Origin of the sequence: Enterobacter sp. ENT03 (genome assembly GCF_019218745.1) — a bacterium.
In the GTDB taxonomy this organism is placed as follows: domain Bacteria; phylum Pseudomonadota; class Gammaproteobacteria; order Enterobacterales; family Enterobacteriaceae; genus Enterobacter_D.
The window spans coordinates 129,799-148,408 of the sequence record NZ_JAHUXA010000002.1; the positions used below are offsets into that span (position 1 = coordinate 129,799).

An 18,610-nucleotide genomic window follows, 5' to 3' on the forward strand; every position below is an offset into this window, starting at 1 on the left:
TCATGACCACTTTTATTCAGCTTCATCTGTTAACCGCTTACGCACCAGCCAATTTAAACCGTGACGATACCGGGCGTCCAAAAACCGCCATCATGGGCGGAGTGGAGCGCCTGCGGGTTTCCTCACAAAGCCTGAAACGCGCATGGCGCACCTCCGAGGTTTTCGGCAGTGCGCTAAGCGCTCATATGGGAACGCGCACGCGTCGCCTTGGTCGTGAGATTTATCAGCAACTGCGCAGCGCTGACGTGGCTGAGAAAACAGCACTGACGATAGCGGCCAAAATCGCAGAACAGTTTGGCAAATTAAAAGCCGATAAAAATCCAAAATCGCCGCTGGATAATCTGGATATTGAACAACTGGTGCATGTCAGCCCGCAGGAAATGCAGCAGATTAATCAGCTGGTTCAAACGCTTGCCGCCGACAAGCGTGAGCCTGCCGAGAATGAATTAACCCTGCTGCGCGCGGATGCGCAGGGTGTCGATATTGCGCTCTTTGGCCGTATGCTGGCATCCAGCCCGGCATTCAATGTTGAGGCGGCGTGCCAGGTCGCCCACGCGCTGGGCGTCAGCGCGGTCACTGTCGAAGAAGATTTTTTCACCGCAGTGGATGATCTCAATCGTAAAGAAGATGACGCCGGTTCTGCGCATATGGGTGAACAGGGATTCGCCTCCGCGCTGTTCTATACCTACATCTGCATTAATCGCGACCTGCTGCTGGAAAACCTTAACGGTAATGAAGCGCTGGTGAAGCAAACGCTGCGCGCGCTGACGGAAACCGCGCTCACCGTGTCGCCCACTGGCAAACAGAACAGCTTTGCTTCCCGCGCCTATGCGTCTTATGCGATGGCCGAAAAAGGCAGCCAGCAGCCGCGCACGCTGTCGGTGGCCTTTTTTAACCCGGTGCGGGGCGAGGATCAGCAGACCCAGGCGATTGCACGCCTGCAACAGCAGTATCAAAAATTTGCCCGCGTATACGGACAAAAAAGCGATGAGCAATGCTACGAAATGAACGCCGAATCGGGCGAAGGCTCCCTTCAGGAACTGCTGGATTTCATCAGCTAGTTAAGGAGCGACGATGTCCCGTTATCTGGTATTTCAACTCTATGCTCCGCTGGCCTCCTGGGGGGAGGCCGCCGTGGGTGAGGTGCGTCATACATCGACCATCCCCAGTCGTTCGGCGCTACTCGGCCTACTGGCGGCAGCGCTGGGGGTCAAGCGTGAAGAAGAGGAACGCCTTCGGCTTCTGAATCAGCACTATCTGTTCGCCATCCGGCCGCTTTCCGGGCGTGAGCAATGGCTACGTGATTACCACACCGTTCAGGTGCCGAAAGAAAACCGTAAGCGCCGCTATTACACGCGTCGCGACGAACTGACGCAATCGCCGGATGATATTGGCACGCTGCTGACCTCGCGCGAATACCGCTGCGATGCGTACTACCATGTTGCCGTCCAGGAAACGTCAGATGCGCCCTTTAGCCTGGAAGCGCTGGCGCAGGCGCTGGAAAACCCGGTGTTTGCTCTTTACCTGGGGCGAAAAAGTTGTCCGCCCGCACTGCCGCTGGCACCGCAGATCCTCAACGGTACGCTGGCGGATGTTTTTTGTGCAGCCTTGCAGCATGAGGCGTACGGTTTGCTCTGCCCTGAACTTAGCCTGATCGCGGACGATCTACGCTGGTGCGTCTGGGAAGGCGATCAGCAGGGCATGACCGTAGCCGCCACGCAGCAACGCCGCGACCAACCTGGCAGCCGCCAGCGCTGGCAGTTTTCTACCCGCGTGCAGCACTCGGGTTACTTCACGGAGGAAGAGTGATGTTTCTTTCACGGGTTACACTCGACCTGAATAAACTGACGCCCACCATGCATCAGAAATGGCTGGAGGCGCAGCCGTATGCCAGCCACCAGTGGCTGTGGCAACTTTTCCCCGGCCAGCAGGCACGGACGTTTTTGTTTCGTCATGAGCCCTTTCGTGCCGGTGCCTGTTTTTATCTGCTTTCTGAGGGCATCCCGCAGGCGGAACACGCCTTTTTGACCGTCGAGACGAAACCGTTCGCGCCACAGCTTTGTGCAGGCATGACGCTTCACTTCGCTTTGCGTGCTAATCCGGTGATCACTCGCCAGGGCAAGCGTAGCGACGTGCTGATGGATGCGAAGTATCAGGCAAAATTACAGGGTGTCGATCCGGCAGAATACTGGTCCCGACAGGTCGCAGCCGCAAAGCACTGGTTGAAAATGCAGGGAGAGGCAAAAGGATTCACCGTTAATCAGGACGATCTGGACGTGATCGGCCAGCAACAGCAACGGTTTGTGCGTAAATCCGGGCAGGCTGCGGTAACGTTTACCAGCGTGGATTTTGCCGGAAGGTTGCTGGTAACGGATGCGACCCAGTTTCTGGAGACGTTACGCAGCGGGATCGGCAAAAGCAAAGGATTAGGGTGTGGGCTGATGTTGATCCGCAGGGGATAACGCCATGGGCTACGTACCGCTTTCTCCCATCCCCATCAAAGATCGCACCTCGATGATCTTTTTACAGTATGGACAAATCGACGTGGTTGATGGCGCGTTCGTCCTGATCGACATAACCGGGATACGCACCCATATCCCGGTGGGATCGATCGCCTGCATCATGCTGGAACCCGGAACGCGCATTTCCCACGCGGCGGTGCGTCTGGCGGCCACCACCGGCACATTGCTGGTGTGGGTCGGCGAGGCGGGGGTGCGGATGTACGCCAGCGGCCAGCCTGGCGGTGCGCGAAGTGACCGCTTGCTTTATCAGGCGAAACTGGCGCTGGATGAGGACTTACGCCTGAAAGTGGTGCGTAAAATGTTCGAGCTTCGTTTTGGCGAGCCAGCACCGAGTAGACGTTCGGTGGAACAGCTTCGGGGTATTGAAGGTGTTCGCGTCCGTCAGACTTATTCTTTGCTGGCGAAGCGCTACGGCGTTAAGTGGCATGGACGCCGCTATGATCCTAAAGACTGGGAGAAAGGTGATGTGGTAAATCAGTGCATTAGCGCCGCCACGTCATGTCTGTACGGCATTACCGAAGCGGCAATTCTGGCAGCGGGATATGCGCCAGCAATCGGTTTTGTCCATTCAGGTAAGCCATTGTCTTTTGTCTACGACATTGCTGACATCGTGAAATTTGACGGTGTCGTACCCGTCGCGTTCGAAATTGCCGCCCGCAATCCGCATAGTCCGGATAAAGACGTTCGTCTGGCCTGTCGGGATGTTTTTCGCAGCCAGAAAACGCTCGCGAGGATAATCCCGCTTATAGAGGAAGTGCTTGCCGCAGGCGAGATTGAGCTTCCCAAACCCTTTGAGGATGCTCAGCCGCCAGCGATCCCTGAACCCGTTTCACTGGGTGATGCAGGTCATAGGGGATAGCGCATGAGTATGCTTGTTGTTGTGACAGAAAACGTGCCTCCACAGTTGCGCGGTCGGCTTGCGGTATGGCTTCTTGAAGTCAGGGCGGGTGTTTATGTGGGCGAGGTGTCTCGTAAAGTCCGCGAAATGATTTGGTATCAAATCACCCAACTGGCAGAAGCCGGAAATGTGGTTATGGCCTGGGCGACCAATAACGAATCTGGGTTTGATTTTCAGACATGGGGAGAAAACAGGCGTATGCCGGTAGATTTGGACGGCCTGCGGCTGGTTTCTTTTTTTCCAATTTGAGATCAATGGCTTACCCGTTCTTTTAAAATAAGGAAATGTAATAAAGTCGTTGGTGAATTGTTTTTGATAAAAAATTGCTCTAATAAACAAAGATGTAGGCTAAGAGAGTTCCCCGCGCCAGCGGGGATAAACCGCGCTGTAGATTGTCTAGGGGGAGGGGGGGCGCGAGTTCCCCGCGCCAGCGGGGATAAACCGGGCACGCGCTAACTGAGAAAAGCTGGTTTTTGGAGTTCCCCGCGCCAGCGGGGATAAACCGAAAATTGAAGCTCTGGGAGTTAGCCTCCTGGAGAGTTCCCCGCGCCAGCGGGGATAAACCGGAGGCGGAAGTTCAACAATAATGTCGTCGAACGAGTTCCCCGCGCCAGCGGGGATAAACCGGTAATTTTGTCATCAGTACAAGCAACGGTACCGAGTTCCCCGCGCCAGCGGGGATAAACCGCCGCCTGTTCACATCTACAACGATTTCGACACGAGTTCCCCGCGCCAGCGGGGATAAACCGGTTACGGCGGTCCGCGCCTTTAATCTGTTCCCGAGTTCCCCGCGCCAGCGGGGATAAACCGCGCAGGCCGTACCCGAAAGGGGCATGCCATACGAGTTCCCCGCGCCAGCGGGGATAAACCGTGATTTCGTTCACTTCAATGGTGGTTGCATCGGAGTTCCCCGCGCCAGCGGGGATAAACCGTGGCAACTCCTTCTGCTAAATCAGCAGACCTGGAGTTCCCCGCGCCAGCGGGGATAAACCGAAAGGTGGCTTCTGATGAAAGAGCTACGTAACGAGTTCCCCGCGCCAGCGGGGATAAACCGGACTGATCACCCATCAGAACGCGCTGGCTTTAGAGTTCCCCGCGCCAGCGGGGATAAACCGCGTCTTGAAAAGACTTTGCGGGCACAATCGCGGAGTTCCCCGCGCCAGCGGGGATAAACCGTTAATCCGTCAGTATGCCCAGCAGTGTACTCAGAGTTCCCCGCGCCAGCGGGGATAAACCGTTATTCAGACGTACTGTGCTGGGCCGATCGATGAGTTCCCCGCGCCAGCGGGGATAAACCGCGCCCGATCAGGTCGCTGAACCGGTCAAAATTGAGTTCCCCGCGCCAGCGGGGATAAACCGTATTCTCCTCCATGTTCTGGAGGGAAAAAATGGAGTTCCCCGCGCCAGCGGGGATAAACCGGCGATGGAAATATCACAGGCGCGCAGTACAGCGAGTTCCCCGCGCCAGCGGGGATAAACCGGTTCAGGCAATGTGATGGATTTACCATCAGTAGAGTTCCCCGCGCCAGCGGGGATAAACCGAAAAACCCCAGTACACCAGCAATATTCCTGTAGAGTTCCCCGCGCCAGCGGGGATAAACCGCAGTTTTCGAGCATCCCAGCGCGAGTCGTTTGGAGTTCCCCGCGCCAGCGGGGATAAACCGCATTTAATGCAACAATGCTTGACCAATAAATCGAGTTCCCCGCGCCAGCGGGGATAAACCGCGCTGGCTAACGAATTGAGAGAGACGCAGCCAGAGTTCCCCGCGCCAGCGGGGATAAACCGAGGCCATTAGGCTTGCTGACAGCGTGAATGAGGAGTTCCCCGCGCCAGCGGGGATAAACCGTTTATGCCGTAAAGATCCGCAGAAACGTCAGGGAGTTCCCCGCGCCAGCGGGGATAAACCGCGCGTTGAGGTTAAAGTTAAACGGGAGCGACCGAGTTCCCCGCGCCAGCGGGGATAAACCGGATGGGATATTACCAGCAGGGCCGGACAGCGCGAGTTCCCCGCGCCAGCGGGGATAAACCGTCCCAGCTCCGCGCGTAAGTGGCTATCCTGCCGAGTTCCCCGCGCCAGCGGGGATAAACCGCCCGTGGTGGTCCCCGTCGTGGTGCCTCTACCAAGTTCCCCGCGCCAGCGGGGATAAACCGGTTGCAGGAGTAAATCCGGGTGTTGGTAACGAGAGTTCCCCGCGCCAGCGGGGATAAACCGCGTGGTGGGACGTGGCTGGAGCTGTGCGTAGGGAGTTCCCCGCGCCAGCGGGGATAAACCGTGGTATCCGGCGGTGCTGTCACGCTGGAGTCTGAGTTCCCCGCGCCAGCGGGGATAAACCGACCGCGCCTTCATCGAAGGCATGAACCAGCAAGAGTTCCCCGCGCCAGCGGGGATAAACCGGGAAGAATTAAGCTGCCTCCACATTTGCTACAGAGTTCCCCGCGCCAGCGGGGATAAACCGCGGGCAAACAGGCGATGGAGTGGGCTAAACAAGAGTTCCCCGCGCCAGCGGGGATAAACCGTAACGCCACTCGCCTTTATCGTTCGCCAGTGCGAGTTCCCCGCGCCAGCGGGGATAAACCGATACCTGGCATCCGCATCGAATAGCCGCCCACGAGTTCCCCGCGCCAGCGGGGATAAACCGCCGGGTAACTTCGATACTGACACGCTTTCAGAGAGTTCCCCGCGCCAGCGGGGATAAACCGAACAGATTTTTGCCCATCTGAAAAATGAAAAGGAGTTCCCCGCGCCAGCGGGGATAAACCGTGGATCGAGGTGATGCATTCCGTTTACCCGAAGAGTTCCCCGCGCCAGCGGGGATAAACCGCTCACCGAAAGTAACCGCCGCGCCGGAAATTCGAGTTCCCCGCGCCAGCGGGGATAAACCGAGATTTATGAGGATTGCACCACCATATTATATGAGTTCCCCGCGCCAGCGGGGATAAACCGTAGTTCTGCTGTTTCTTCTTGCGGTCGTACTGGTGTTCCCCGCGCCAGCGGGGATAAACCGCAGGAGGGCGACATTGCCGCACGTCGCGTTATGTGTTCCCCGCGCCAGCGGGGATAAACCGTGGGCGCGCTACGCCTGGAACAGCGTTAACGGGTGTTCCCCGCGCCAGCGGGGATAAACCGACAATTACGCGCCTGAGTAATATGTGCGGCGCGTGTTCCCCGCGCCAGCGGGGATAAACCGATAAACGATATACTAACCCCCGCCACCGTAAAGTGTTCCCCGCGCCAGCGGGGATAAACCGGAAACACTAGCTGAAAAGGTCGACTGGTTAATGTGTTCCCCGCGCCAGCGGGGATAAACCGTACGGTGCTGATTTGTGCTGCCCGAACGGAACGTGTTCCCCGCGCCAGCGGGGATAAACCGCCCATAATGTTCCCCGGTGAAAAAGTTGTGACGTGTTCCCCGCGCCAGCGGGGATAAACCGGGATCGATCTCGTTGTAATAGGCTGTCACTGGGTGTTCCCCGCGCCAGCGGGGATAAACCGACGAACATGGCGACGTCGATTTTGAGCACGAAGTGTTCCCCGCGCCAGCGGGGATAAACCGCGCACAACCAGATTCAGGAGTCAGCAATGAGCGTGTGCCCCGCGCCAGCGGGGATAAACCGACCAGCGGCGTTTTCGCTGCGTCAACCTGCGCGTGTTCCCCCCACCCGCGGGGATAAACCGAAATCGCAGCTCGAGGGGGAGTGCTATGCCAGCGTTCCCCGTTCTCGCGAAGATCTACGTTTTCGCCCGTGCCAGTTCTTTTACCAGCGGCAGCATAATGCGCATCACATCGCGGCTGCGGCGTTCGATGCGGCCCGGCAGGGCGTTGTCGATGTGCTGCTGACTATCCAGTCGCACATCGTGCCAGCTGGTGCCGTTCGGGAAAGAACGGGTTTTGGCGCGTTGCTGGTAACCATCTTTGTTGCCCAGCGACCAGTTCGTCGCTTCCACCGACAGCACCGGAATATTCGCTTTATCGAACACCTCCACATCGTGGCAGCAGTCGGTGCCTTTCGGGTATTGCGGATTCAGGCCGGGATTCGTGGCGGCGGGGATGCCACGGCTGCGGGCGATGGCCAGCGCGCGGTCGCGGGTGAGTTTGCGTACCGAGGCGGGGGTATTTTTACCGCTGTTGAAATAGAGCTTATCGCCCACGATCAGGTTATCGAGATTGATCACCAGCAGGGTGTTTTTCTTCTCGGCTGTGCTCATGCGGCTCAGAAAATTCTCTGCGCCAAGAAGGCCTTCCTCTTCGCCGCTGGTGGCGACAAAACGGATACTGTACTGCGTGGGAATATTTTTCAGCGCATCGGCCAGTTCCAGCATCACGCCAACACCCGCGGCGTTATCGTCAAGCCCCTGTAAGGTAAGACCGCCGAGGTTGTTATCAATATCCGCATCGCTGCGCGGCGCGTAGGTGTCGAGGTGCGCCATGATAATAATCTGCTCCGGCTGCTTACCTTCGTGGGCGGCGATCACCGTGCTGCCGGTAACGTTATGCCAGTTGCGCTGGTTGCTCTTCGAGGTATAGATGAAGCGGCTGGTGAACTTGCGAATATCGCTCTGGTAGCCCATCTGCGCAAACTGCTGACGCACATAATCGGCGGACAGCATCTCTGCCGGGGTGCCGGTCATGCGGCCGGGGAAATAGGTCGCAATATAACGTGCCTGATGGCTTGCCATGTCGCCGGGCGGCAGCAGTGTCGCCTGGACGGGAAGGATACTGCATACGCCGAACGCCAGGGCAGCGGTACGGTGGCGCAATGCGGAAAACATAGAGAGTCCTTAAACATGCAGGAAAATTTTGACGGGCTTAGTATGAAACTGTGATCGGCCTTACACAATTTGAATTCCGCCTAAACGCACGAATTTTCTGGCGTTAAGCACTTTTTGATATTTGCTTTTTCAGACCGTTATTCCTTTGCGGAACTACTCATTCCAATTCGTAATTTCATTCGCTTACCACCGCCCCCTATAGTCCCCTTATTCCTGATTGTTAGCGAGCTGTTGCCTTGTGGATCACCTGCCCATTTTTGCTGCGGTAAAAAACCGACCCGTACTGGTTATTGGCGGCGGCGAGATCGCTGCCCGTAAGATCGCGTTCTTATTACGCGCGGGCGCGAAAGTGCAGGTTGTCGCCCGCGAACTGGGCGGCGAGGTGCAGCGTCTGGCTGATGAACAGGCGCTGGTCTGGCTGGCCACCGAGTTCGATGAAACCCAGCTCGACGCCGTTTTTCTGGTCATCGCCGCTACCAGCGATTGCGCGCTCAATCGTCGCGTCTTTGACGCTGCCGACGCCCGTCACCGGCTGGTGAACGTGGTGGATGACCAGCCGCTGTGCTCCTTTATCTTCCCGTCGATTGTTGACCGCAGCCCGATAGTGGTGGCGATCTCCTCTGGCGGTAATGCCCCGGTGCTGGCGCGTCTGCTGCGGGAAAAAATTGAAGCGCTGCTGCCGGGAAATTTAGGCCGCATGGCGGATATTGCCGGACAGTGGCGCGAGCGCATCAAAGCCTTGCGTAAAACGACAGACGCCCGCCGTCGCTTCTGGGAAGCGGCCTTTCGCGGGCGTTTCGCCAGCCTGATGGCGGCCGGAAACGAGCAGGCGGCGCAAGCCGTGCTGGCAGAGGCGCTGGCTGCCCCGGACCGTTCGCGCGGAGAAATTATTCTGGTGGGCGCCGGGCCAGGCGATGCCGGGCTGCTGACGCTGCGCGGTTTGCAGGTTATTCAGCAGGCAGACGTGGTGTTTTATGACCATCTGGTCAGCGATGAGGTGCTGGAGCTGACCCGGCGCGATGCCGACAAAATCTGCGTCGGTAAACGCGCGGGCGGTCATGCCGTGCCGCAGCATGAAACCAATCAGATGCTGATTGACGAAGCGCGGGCAGGCAAAACCGTGGTGCGCCTGAAAGGCGGCGATCCCTTTATTTTTGGTCGCGGTGGCGAAGAGCTACAGGCCGCCGCCGCAGCGGGTGTGCCCTTCCAGGTGGTGCCTGGCGTCACTGCCGCTTCCGGCGCAACGGCCTATGCCGGTATTCCGCTTACGCACCGTGATTTTGCCCAGAGCGTGACCTTTGTGACCGGCCATTACAAAGCCGACAGCGCGCCGTTTGACTGGTCGCAGCTGGCGCAGAGCCGTCAGACGCTGGCGGTATACATGGGCACCATGAAAGCGGCGGAAATCAGCCAGCAGCTTATTTTGCACGGTCGCGATAAAGCGACGCCGGTGGCGGTGATTTCGCGCGGCACGCGACGCGATCAGCAGGTCAAAACCGGCACATTAGAACAACTAGAGAACCTGGCGCTAAACGCCCCGATGCCAGCGCTGCTGGTGGTGGGCGAAGTGGTGCAGTTACGCGATGCGCTCGCCTGGTTTCAACACTCTACAGGCACGGGATCTTTTGATAACTCCGTGGTAAATCTGGCTTAAGGAACGGTTATGGATCAAAAACGACTCACTCACCTGCGACAACTGGAGGCGGAAAGCATCCATATTATTCGCGAGGTGGCGGCAGAATTTGGCAATCCGGTGATGATGTATTCCATCGGCAAAGACTCCAGCGTGATGCTGCATCTGGCGCGCAAAGCGTTTTATCCCGGCACGTTGCCGTTCCCGCTGTTGCATGTGGATACTGGCTGGAAATTCCGCGAGATGTATGAATTCCGTGACCGCACTGCTAAAGCCTACGGCTGCGAGCTGCTGGTGCATAAAAACCCGGAAGGCGTGGCGATGGGGATTAATCCGTTCGTGCATGGCAGCGGTAAACACACCGACATCATGAAAACCGAAGGGCTGAAGCAGGCGCTGAACAAATACGGTTTTGATGCGGCCTTCGGCGGCGCGCGCCGTGACGAAGAGAAATCCCGCGCCAAAGAGCGTATTTACTCGTTCCGCGACCGTTTCCACCGCTGGGATCCGAAAAACCAGCGCCCGGAGCTGTGGCACAACTACAACGGCCAGATCAACAAAGGCGAAAGCATTCGCGTGTTCCCGCTCTCCAACTGGACCGAGCTGGACATCTGGCAGTACATCTTCCTCGAAAATATTGAAATCGTACCGCTGTACCTGGCCGCAGAGCGCCCGGTGCTGGAGCGTGACGGCATGCTGATGATGATCGATGACGATCGCATCGACCTGCAACCGGGCGAGAAGATCGAACAGCGCATGGTGCGCTTCCGTACTCTCGGCTGCTGGCCGCTGACCGGCGCGGTGGAGTCTGACGCGCAAACGCTGCCAGAAATCATCGAAGAGATGCTGGTGTCCACCACCAGCGAACGACAGGGCCGCGTGATTGACCGCGACCAGGCCGGCTCCATGGAGCTGAAGAAACGCCAGGGTTATTTCTAAGGAGCCGCCATGAATACGACTATTGCACAACAAATTGCCAGTGAAGGTGGCGTGGAAGCTTACCTGCACGCGCAACAGCATAAAAGCCTGCTGCGGTTTCTGACCTGCGGCAGCGTTGATGACGGTAAAAGCACACTGATTGGCCGTTTGCTGCACGATACCCGCCAGATTTATGAAGATCAGCTTTCATCGCTGCATAACGACAGCAAGCGTCACGGCACGCAGGGCGAGAAGCTGGACCTGGCGCTGCTGGTGGATGGCTTGCAGGCCGAGCGCGAGCAGGGGATTACTATCGACGTGGCGTATCGCTATTTCTCCACCGAGAAGCGTAAATTTATTATCGCCGACACGCCGGGCCACGAGCAGTACACCCGCAACATGGCGACCGGCGCGTCCACCTGCGATCTGGCGATCCTGCTGATGGATGCGCGTAAAGGCGTGCTCGATCAGACCCGTCGTCATAGCTTTATCTCGACGCTGCTGGGGATCCGCCATCTGGTAGTAGCGGTGAACAAAATGGATCTGGTGGAATTCAGCGAAGCGAAATTCAATCAGATCCGCGAAGACTATCTGACCTTCGCCGAACAGCTGCCGGGCAGCCTCGACATTCGTTTTGTGCCGCTGTCGGCGCTGGAAGGCGATAACGTGGCGAGCCAGAGCAGCAACATGCCGTGGTACAGCGGCCCGACGCTGCTGGAAGTGCTGGAAACCGTTGAGATCCAGCGCGTGGTGGAGACGCAGCCGATGCGTTTCCCGGTGCAGTACGTGAACCGCCCGAATCTCGATTTTCGTGGTTTCTCCGGCACCATTGCGTCCGGTAGCGTCACTGTCGGCCAGCGCATTAAAGTGCTGCCGTCGGGCGTGGAATCAACGGTGGCGCGTATCGTCACCTTTGATGGCGATCTGCAACAGGCCGGGGCTGGGGAAGCGGTCACGCTGGTACTGAAAGACGAAATCGACATCAGCCGCGGCGATTTACTGCTCGATGCGCAGGACGGGCTGAAAGCGGTGCAGAGCGCATCGGTGGACGTGGTGTGGATGGCGGAGCAGCCGCTGACGCCGGGCCAGAGCTACGACATCAAAATCGCCGGCAAGAAAACCCGTGCGCGTGTGGATGGCATTCACTATCAGGTGAACATCAACACCCTGGAACACAATCAAGTGGATAACCTGCCGCTGAACGGTATTGGGCTGGTGGATCTTACCTTTGACGAACCGCTGGTGCTGGATAAATACCAGGAAAACCCGGTTACCGGCGGCATGATCCTTATCGATCGCCTGACCAACGTGACCGTGGGCGCAGGCATGGTACGCGAGCCGAACGAGCAGGCGAGCCATGTGCCGTCACAGTTCAGCGCTTTTGAGCTGGAACTGAACGCACTGGTGCGTAAACACTTCCCGCACTGGGGCGCGCGTGATTTGCTGGGAGGCAAATAATGGCGCAGCACGATGAAAACGTCGTCTGGCATCCACATCCGGTAACCGCCGGGCAACGCGAGCAGCTCCACGGTCACCGTGGGGTTGTGCTGTGGTTTACCGGGCTGTCTGGCTCAGGTAAATCGACCGTTGCCGGGGCGCTGGAAGAGGCGCTGCACGGGCTTGGCGTCAGCACTTATTTGCTCGACGGCGATAACGTGCGGCACGGGCTGTGCAGCGATTTGGGCTTCAGTGATGACGATCGTAAAGAGAACATCCGTCGCGTCGGGGAAGTGGCGCGTCTGATGGTCGATGCGGGACTGGTCGTATTGACGGCGTTTATCTCTCCGCACCGCGCGGAGCGGGAAATGGTGCGCGAGCGCGTCGGGGAAGGGCGGTTTATTGAGGTGTTTGTCGATACGCCGCTGGCGATCTGCGAAGCGCGCGATCCCAAAGGACTGTATAAGAAAGCCCGTGCCGGGGAGCTGCGTCACTTTACCGGTATCGATTCGGTTTACGAAGCGCCTGAAACGCCGGATGTGCATCTTGATGGTGAACAATTGGTAACAAATTTAGTGGGTCAATTATTAGACCTGCTGAGACAGGGCGATATTATCAGATCCTAAGACATGTTCGGGGTTGCTTTCGCGGACAGTCAGGTTACAGGATCCACTATGCGCAATAGCCAGAACATCTATTTGTCACGGTCCGAGACCGTCGCCGCCAGCGAGGAAACGACCTGGTCATTTCCCGGAGCACTCGTTGGCTTTGTGTCATGGTTGTTGGCGCTCGGCATACCCTTTCTGCTTTATGGCCCGAATACGCTGTTCTTTTTTCTGTATACCTGGCCGTTCTTTCTGGCGCTGATGCCCGTCGCCGTGGTGGTGGGCATCGCCGTGCATTCGCTGCTCGGCGGCAAGCTGCGTTACAGCTGCCTTGCGACGGTCATTATCGTGGCGACGATGTTTGGCGCGTTATTTATGTGGCTGATGGGCTAACCCCGGCCATACTTCAATGCGTAACGCTCGATAAGGTAATGTGTCAGGAATGCACACCTGTGCGCCCGCCCGTAAATAGTGCTACATTTGGCCGCGATGACGCGGTATCGGCTTAGTGTGGAGTCTGCGCGCAAGTTATGGGATGATGATGCCGATTTTCAGGGGGCACGATGGGTAAATTAACGCTGCTGTTGCTGGCACTGCTGGTCTGGCTACAGTATTCACTGTGGTTCGGCAAAAATGGCCTGCATGACTTCAGCCGTGTCAACGACGATGTGGCCGCGCAGCAGATAACAAACGCCAAACTTAAAGCACGCAACGATCAGCTTTTCGCCGAAATTGACGACCTCAATGGCGGCCAGGAAGCGATTGAAGAGCGCGCACGTAACGAACTCAGTATGACCCGACCAGGCGAAACCTTTTACCGTCTGGTGCCGGATGCGTCTAAACGCACGCCAGGGTCACTGCAAAATAATCGATAAGCGAAGCCCAGGTTTACGACATGGCAGCAATAATTCCGGACGTATGTGCCGTGGTGCCGGCCGCCGGATTTGGCCGCCGCATGCAAACGGAATGTCCTAAGCAGTATCTCTCAGTTGGCAATAAAACGATCCTCGAACACGCGGTGGATGCGCTGCTGGCGAATCCGCGCGTGGCAAGGGTGATCATTGCCATCAGCCCCGGCGACGAGCGCTTTGCGCAGTTACCGCTGGCGGATCATCCGCAGGTGACCGTCGTTGACGGCGGTGCCGAGCGGGCTGACTCCGTGCTGGCGGGGCTTAAGGCCGCGGGCGATGCGCCCTGGGTGCTGGTCCATGACGCCGCGCGCCCTTGTCTGCATCAGGACGATCTTGCCCGTCTGCTGGCGCTCAGCGACACCAGCCGCGTGGGCGGTATTCTCGCCGCCCCGGTGCGCGACACCATGAAGCGCAGCGAGCCTGGCATCGCCGCCGTGGCGCATACGGTAGATCGTAACGATCTCTGGCATGCGCTGACGCCCCAGTTTTTCCCGCGTGAACTCCTCCACGACTGCCTGCAGCGCGCCTTAAACGACGGCGCGACCATCACCGACGAAGCCTCGGCGCTGGAGCATTGCGGCTATCACCCGGTGCTGGTCAGCGGCCGCGCGGATAACATCAAAGTCACGCGACCGGAAGATCTGGCGCTGGCAGAATTTTACCTCACCCGAATGACCGGAAAGGAGATGGCATAATGCGTATTGGACACGGTTTTGACGTACACGCCTTTGGCGGCGAAGGCCCGATTATTGTTGGCGGCGTGCGCATTCCTTTCGAAAAAGGTCTGCTGGCCCACTCCGATGGCGACGTGGCGCTGCATGCGCTGACCGATGCCCTGCTGGGCGCGGCGGCGCTCGGTGACATCGGCAAGCTGTTCCCGGATACCGACCCGGCGTTCAAAGGCGCTGACAGCCGCGAGCTGCTGCGCGAAGCCTGGCGACGTATTCAGGCGAAAGGGTTTACGCTCGGCAACGTCGATGTGACTATTATCGCCCAGGCGCCGAAAATGCTGCCGCATATCCCGCAGATGCGCGTGTTTATCGCGGAAGATCTCGGCTGCCATATGGACGATGTGAACGTCAAAGCCACCACCACCGAAAAACTTGGTTTTACCGGGCGTGGCGAAGGCATCGCCTGTGAAGCGGTGGCGCTGTTAGTCAGGGCGGCAAAATGATTGCCTTCGACGACCTGACCTTTCTGCATGGCAAACCCCAGGCCTCCGGCGCGCTGAAAGTCAGCCCGGAAGATTTTGTGGTGGTGGAAGACTTAGGTTTTGAGCCAGACGGTGAAGGCGAGCATATTCTGGTGCGCATTCAGAAAACCGGCTGCAATACCCGCGCGGTGGCTGATGAACTGGCTAAGTTCCTGAAAATTCCCGCCCGTGAAGTGAGCTTCGCCGGGCAAAAAGATAAGCACGCAGTGACGGAACAGTGGCTGTGCGCGCGCGTACCGGGCAACGGTATGCCGGATCTGAGCCTCTTTCAGCTGGACGGCTGCAAGGTGCTGGAATATGCGCGCCACAAGCGTAAGCTGCGTTTAGGTGCGCTGCGCGGCAACCAGTTTACGCTGGTGCTGCGCGACATCAGCGATCGCGCGGAGGTGGAGTCACGTCTGCACGCTATCGCGGTAAAAGGCGTGCCGAACTATTTTGGCGCACAGCGCTTTGGTCTGGGCGGCAGCAACCTGCACGGCGCGCTGCGCTGGGCGCAAAGCAATGCGCCGGTGCGCGATCGCAATAAACGCAGTTTTATGTTGTCGGCGGCCCGCAGCGCGTTGTTTAATCAGATTGTCAGCGAGCGCCTGAAAAAAACAGACTTTAATCAAGTTGTTGACGGCGATGCGCTACAATTAGCCGGGCGCGGAAGCTGGTTTGTCGCCACCGTCGAAGAACAGGCGGAATTACAGACCCGCGTCGACAACCACGAGCTGATGATCACGGCCGCGCTGCCGGGGAGTGGTGACTGGGGAACGCAGCGCGAGGCGCTGGCGTTTGAGCAGGCGGCGAGTGCCGATGCCCCGGAATTACAATCCTTGCTGTTGCGCGAAAAGGTCGAGGCGGCGCGCCGCGCGATGCTGCTCAACGTGCAACAGTTAAGCTGGAACTGGTGGGATGACGCAACCGTCGAGTTACGTTTCTGGCTACCGGCAGGTAGTTTTGCCACCAGCGTGGTAAGGGAACTTATCAACACATCGGGTGATTATGCGAATATTGCTGAGTAACGATGACGGGATCCATGCGCCAGGCATTCAGGCGCTGGCGAAGGCCTTGCGGGAATTTGCCGATGTACAGGTCGTCGCGCCCGATCGTAACCGCAGTGGCGCGTCTAACTCGCTGACCCTCGAATCTTCACTACGTACTTTTACCCATGAAAACGGCGACATTGCTGTGCAGATGGGTACGCCTACCGACTGCGTTTATCTGGGCGTCAACGCCCTGATGCGCCCGCGCCCGGATGTCGTGGTGTCGGGCATTAACGCCGGGGCTAATCTGGGCGACGATGTGATCTACTCCGGCACCGTCGCTGCCGCCATGGAAGGGCGTCATCTTGGTTTTCCGGCGCTGGCGGTGTCCCTTAACGGCTATCAGCATTACGACACCGCCGCCGCTGTGACCTGTTCTATCCTGCGCGCACTAAGCCGCGAACCGCTGCGCACCGGACGCATTCTGAATATCAATGTTCCGGATCTGCCGCTCAGTGAAATCAAAGGTATTCGCGTAACGCGCTGTGGCACTCGCCATCCGGCGGATAAAGTGATCCCGCAGGAAGATCCGCGCGGCAATATGCTTTACTGGATTGGTCCACCGGGGGAAAAACACGACGCCGGACCGGACACTGATTTTGCCGCCGTTGACGAGGGCTATGTGTCGGTGACGCCGCTGCATGTGGATCTCACCGCGTACAGCGCTCAGGACGTGGTCAGCGGCTGGCTGGAGCGCGCCGGGGTGAATACGCAATGGTAACAAAACGCATCCAGGCGCTGCTGGAACAGTTACGCCAGCAGGGGATCCGTAGCGAGGCGGTGCTTGACGCGCTGGCGCAGGTGCCGCGAGAAAAATTCATTGATGAGGCGTTTGAACACAAGGCGTGGGAAAACGTCGCGCTGCCCATCGGACAGGGGCAAACTATTTCGCAGCCTTATATGGTGGCGCGCATGACCGAGCTGCTCGAGCTGACGCCGGAGTCGCGGGTGCTGGAAATCGGCACCGGTTCGGGCTACCAGACGGCGATCCTCGCCCATCTGGTGCATCATGTCTGTTCTGTCGAACGCATCAAAAGTCTGCAATGGCAGGCGCGGCGACGGCTCAAACAGCTCGATTTACATAATGTTTCCACCCGCCATGGCGATGGCTGGGAAGGGTGGCAGGCACGTGCGCCCTTCGATGCCATCATTGTGACGGCTGCACCGCCGGAAATCCCTGTGGCGCTGATGTCGCAGCTGGATGAAGGCGGGATTCTCGTTTTACCTGTGGGAGACGAACACCAGCAACTTAAGCGGGTGCGTCGTCGGGGAAGCGAATTTATCATCGATACCGTGGAGGCCGTACGCTTTGTTCCGCTTGTGAAAGGGGAACTGGCCTGATTCCTGGAATTGTCTGAGGGATTTCAGCCCATATCCGCGTAGGGTGTAGCTCATTTGCAAATGACCGCCACGGTCATCATTAAGTCACTGACAGTTAACACATTCCTGGAGGATAAATGAGCACGGGAAGCCCAAAATTCACCGTAAGTCGCCTCGCGGCATTATCACTGGTATCGCTTTGGCTTGCAGGCTGCTCAAGCTCGGATAACGCGCCCGCGCCGGTCAGTTCGGTTGGCGGTAACAGCGCGTCCAGCTCCAGTTCAGGTTCCGGAATGTTAATCACGCCGCCGCCCAAAATGGGGTCGCAGGCGCAGCAAACGCAACCCATCCAGCCAGTGCAAACGCCCGCTATTCAGCCGATGCCCGTGCAAACTGCGCCCGTTCAGCCGATGGCAGAACAGCCAGTGCAGACGGAAAACGGCAAAATTGTGTACAACCGTAAGTATGGGAACATTCCGAAAGGAAGCTATACCGGCGGCAGTACGTACACCGTTAAAAAGGGCGACACGCTGTTTTATATCGCCTGGATCACCGGGAACGATTTCAGGGACCTGGCGCAGCGAAACAACGTCGCGGCCCCGTACGGCCTGAATGTCGGCCAGGTGCTGCAGGTGGGCAATGCGTCGGGTACCCCTATTACGGGTGGAAATGCTATTACGCAGGCGGATGCGTCCGCGCAAGGTATCGTCACGCCGCCTGCACAAAATTCCACCGTGGTGGTTGCACCGAAACCGACAATTACGTATTCTGAGGACTCAGGTGAACAAAGTGATAACAAGATGTTGCCGAACAACAAGCCTGCGACGACTGTCCCAGCGCCTGTCACGGTGCCATCTGCTACCACTACCGAACCGACCGCCAGCAGTGCTTCCACCAGCGCCCCAATAACGACCTGGCGCTGGCCGACTGAAGGCAAAGTTATCGACAACTTCTCTGCCACCGAGGGTGGGAATAAAGGTGTTGATATTGCAGGCAGCAAAGGGCAGGCTATTACCGCGACCGCTGATGGACGCGTTGTATATGCCGGCAACGCACTGCGCGGTTACGGTAATTTAATCATCATTAAACATAACGATGATTACCTGAGTGCCTACGCCCATAACGATACGATGCTGGTCCGGGAACAACAAGAAATCAGGGCGGGGCAGAAGATAGCTACCATGGGTAGCACCGGAACCAGTTCTACACGCTTACATTTTGAAATTCGTTACAAGGGGAAATCCGTCAACCCGCTGCGTTATTTGCCGCAGCGATAATTTGGCAGAGTCATTGGCTCACTCTTGTTTCGTCCCGACAGCGCGCGTAACCGTGCTGTCGGGAAATAAAACAAAC

At 57.9% G+C, this 18,610-nt stretch carries 18 protein-coding genes and 1 CRISPR repeat array; of the genes, 17 read left to right on the top strand and 1 reads right to left on the bottom strand.

The features are described 5' to 3' along the window. The first annotated feature begins 2 nt into the window (after positions 1-2). From cas7e to cas2e, 5 genes are read left to right on the top strand one after another with little or no spacing between them, the layout of a single operon-like run. On the top strand, positions 3-1,061 hold the full coding sequence (gene cas7e / locus KW828_RS05530; RefSeq protein ID WP_218335470.1) for a type I-E CRISPR-associated protein Cas7/Cse4/CasC: 1,059 nt from the start codon (positions 3-5) through the stop codon (positions 1,059-1,061). 13 nt (positions 1,062-1,074) lie between these two features. Beyond that, positions 1,075-1,809: a type I-E CRISPR-associated protein Cas5/CasD gene (cas5e, locus tag KW828_RS05535; protein ID WP_218335471.1), complete on the top strand. Its 735-nt coding sequence runs from the start codon at positions 1,075-1,077 to the stop codon at positions 1,807-1,809. Beyond that, complete coding sequence (gene cas6e / locus KW828_RS05540) at positions 1,809-2,462, top strand: type I-E CRISPR-associated protein Cas6/Cse3/CasE (protein WP_218335472.1); 654 nt, start codon at positions 1,809-1,811, stop codon at positions 2,460-2,462. The genes cas5e and cas6e overlap by 1 nt, the downstream gene beginning before the upstream one ends. A 4-nt stretch (positions 2,463-2,466) precedes the next feature. After that, a complete protein-coding gene (cas1e, locus tag KW828_RS05545; RefSeq protein ID WP_218335473.1) occupies positions 2,467-3,381 on the top strand; it encodes a type I-E CRISPR-associated endonuclease Cas1e in 915 nt (304 codons plus the stop codon). 3 nt (positions 3,382-3,384) lie between these two features. Further along, positions 3,385-3,669, top strand: a complete 285-nt coding sequence (cas2e, locus tag KW828_RS05550) for a type I-E CRISPR-associated endoribonuclease Cas2e (protein ID WP_218335474.1) — start codon at positions 3,385-3,387, stop codon at positions 3,667-3,669. A 105-nt stretch (positions 3,670-3,774) separates the two neighbouring features. Next, positions 3,775-7,097: direct repeats of the CRISPR family, unit length 27 nt; unit sequence GTTCCCCGCGCCAGCGGGGATAAACCG. A gap of 54 nt (positions 7,098-7,151) precedes the next feature. On the opposite strand, the gene KW828_RS05555 is transcribed toward cas2e, so the two are convergent. Next, positions 7,152-8,192 (bottom strand): aminopeptidase, encoded by a 1,041-nt coding sequence (locus KW828_RS05555; protein ID WP_218335475.1) that lies wholly within the window; start codon positions 8,190-8,192, stop codon positions 7,152-7,154. A 238-nt stretch (positions 8,193-8,430) separates the two neighbouring features. Between KW828_RS05555 and cysG the strand changes: the two genes are divergently transcribed. The 12 genes from cysG (at position 8,431) to nlpD (ending at position 18,534) form a co-directional block, all read left to right on the top strand. Then, complete coding sequence (cysG, locus tag KW828_RS05560) at positions 8,431-9,846, top strand: siroheme synthase CysG (protein ID WP_218335476.1); 1,416 nt, start codon at positions 8,431-8,433, stop codon at positions 9,844-9,846. A gap of 9 nt (positions 9,847-9,855) precedes the next feature. Continuing rightward, the gene (gene cysD / locus KW828_RS05565) at positions 9,856-10,764 is read left to right on the top strand and encodes a sulfate adenylyltransferase subunit CysD (RefSeq protein ID WP_218335477.1); all 909 of its coding nucleotides are present in this window, start codon (positions 9,856-9,858) and stop codon (positions 10,762-10,764) included. 9 nt (positions 10,765-10,773) lie between these two features. Then, positions 10,774-12,201: a sulfate adenylyltransferase subunit CysN gene (gene cysN / locus KW828_RS05570; RefSeq protein ID WP_218335478.1), complete on the top strand. Its 1,428-nt coding sequence runs from the start codon at positions 10,774-10,776 to the stop codon at positions 12,199-12,201. Then, complete coding sequence (cysC, locus tag KW828_RS05575) at positions 12,201-12,806, top strand: adenylyl-sulfate kinase (RefSeq protein ID WP_218335479.1); 606 nt, start codon at positions 12,201-12,203, stop codon at positions 12,804-12,806. The genes cysN and cysC overlap by 1 nt, the downstream gene beginning before the upstream one ends. Positions 12,807-12,854: 48 nt before the next feature. Then, a complete protein-coding gene (locus KW828_RS05580) occupies positions 12,855-13,178 on the top strand; it encodes a DUF3561 family protein (RefSeq protein WP_218335480.1) in 324 nt (107 codons plus the stop codon). Between the two features lie 170 nt (positions 13,179-13,348). Beyond that, complete coding sequence (ftsB, locus tag KW828_RS05585) at positions 13,349-13,660, top strand: cell division protein FtsB (protein ID WP_072569977.1); 312 nt, start codon at positions 13,349-13,351, stop codon at positions 13,658-13,660. 20 nt (positions 13,661-13,680) lie between these two features. After that, positions 13,681-14,391, top strand: coding sequence for a 2-C-methyl-D-erythritol 4-phosphate cytidylyltransferase (ispD, locus tag KW828_RS05590; RefSeq protein WP_218335481.1), 711 nt, complete (start codon positions 13,681-13,683; stop codon positions 14,389-14,391). Continuing rightward, the gene (gene ispF / locus KW828_RS05595) at positions 14,391-14,870 is read left to right on the top strand and encodes a 2-C-methyl-D-erythritol 2,4-cyclodiphosphate synthase (RefSeq protein ID WP_218335482.1); all 480 of its coding nucleotides are present in this window, start codon (positions 14,391-14,393) and stop codon (positions 14,868-14,870) included. Before ispD ends, ispF begins: the two co-directional genes overlap by 1 nt. After that, positions 14,867-15,916 (top strand): tRNA pseudouridine(13) synthase TruD, encoded by a 1,050-nt coding sequence (truD, locus tag KW828_RS05600; RefSeq protein WP_218335483.1) that lies wholly within the window; start codon positions 14,867-14,869, stop codon positions 15,914-15,916. The genes ispF and truD overlap by 4 nt, the downstream gene beginning before the upstream one ends. Then, the gene (gene surE / locus KW828_RS05605; protein ID WP_088221472.1) at positions 15,897-16,658 is read left to right on the top strand and encodes a 5'/3'-nucleotidase SurE; all 762 of its coding nucleotides are present in this window, start codon (positions 15,897-15,899) and stop codon (positions 16,656-16,658) included. The genes truD and surE overlap by 20 nt, the downstream gene beginning before the upstream one ends. Continuing rightward, positions 16,652-17,278 carry a protein-L-isoaspartate(D-aspartate) O-methyltransferase gene (locus KW828_RS05610; protein ID WP_218335484.1) on the top strand — a complete coding sequence of 209 codons (627 nt, stop codon included), beginning with the start codon at positions 16,652-16,654 and terminating at the stop codon, positions 17,276-17,278. Before surE ends, KW828_RS05610 begins: the two co-directional genes overlap by 7 nt. 116 nt (positions 17,279-17,394) lie before the next feature. Next, positions 17,395-18,534, top strand: coding sequence for a murein hydrolase activator NlpD (gene nlpD / locus KW828_RS05615; RefSeq protein ID WP_218335485.1), 1,140 nt, complete (start codon positions 17,395-17,397; stop codon positions 18,532-18,534). Positions 18,535-18,610: the final 76 nt, after the last annotated feature.

Coding starts and splice junctions, on each gene's coding strand:
- cysD (WP_218335477.1), top strand. CDS start 9,856: ATGGATCAAAAACGACTCACTCACCTGCGACAACTGGAGGCGGAAAGC.
- cas5e (WP_218335471.1), top strand. CDS start 1,075: ATGTCCCGTTATCTGGTATTTCAACTCTATGCTCCGCTGGCCTCCTGG.
- cysN (WP_218335478.1), top strand. CDS start 10,774: ATGAATACGACTATTGCACAACAAATTGCCAGTGAAGGTGGCGTGGAA.
- cysC (WP_218335479.1), top strand. CDS start 12,201: ATGGCGCAGCACGATGAAAACGTCGTCTGGCATCCACATCCGGTAACC.
- truD (WP_218335483.1), top strand. CDS start 14,867: ATGATTGCCTTCGACGACCTGACCTTTCTGCATGGCAAACCCCAGGCC.
- ispF (WP_218335482.1), top strand. CDS start 14,391: ATGCGTATTGGACACGGTTTTGACGTACACGCCTTTGGCGGCGAAGGC.
- KW828_RS05610 (WP_218335484.1), top strand. CDS start 16,652: ATGGTAACAAAACGCATCCAGGCGCTGCTGGAACAGTTACGCCAGCAG.
- ispD (WP_218335481.1), top strand. CDS start 13,681: ATGGCAGCAATAATTCCGGACGTATGTGCCGTGGTGCCGGCCGCCGGA.
- cas6e (WP_218335472.1), top strand. CDS start 1,809: ATGTTTCTTTCACGGGTTACACTCGACCTGAATAAACTGACGCCCACC.
- surE (WP_088221472.1), top strand. CDS start 15,897: ATGCGAATATTGCTGAGTAACGATGACGGGATCCATGCGCCAGGCATT.
- KW828_RS05555 (WP_218335475.1), bottom strand. CDS start 8,192: ATGTTTTCCGCATTGCGCCACCGTACCGCTGCCCTGGCGTTCGGCGTA.
- KW828_RS05580 (WP_218335480.1), top strand. CDS start 12,855: ATGCGCAATAGCCAGAACATCTATTTGTCACGGTCCGAGACCGTCGCC.
- nlpD (WP_218335485.1), top strand. CDS start 17,395: ATGAGCACGGGAAGCCCAAAATTCACCGTAAGTCGCCTCGCGGCATTA.
- cas2e (WP_218335474.1), top strand. CDS start 3,385: ATGAGTATGCTTGTTGTTGTGACAGAAAACGTGCCTCCACAGTTGCGC.
- cas1e (WP_218335473.1), top strand. CDS start 2,467: ATGGGCTACGTACCGCTTTCTCCCATCCCCATCAAAGATCGCACCTCG.
- ftsB (WP_072569977.1), top strand. CDS start 13,349: ATGGGTAAATTAACGCTGCTGTTGCTGGCACTGCTGGTCTGGCTACAG.
- cas7e (WP_218335470.1), top strand. CDS start 3: ATGACCACTTTTATTCAGCTTCATCTGTTAACCGCTTACGCACCAGCC.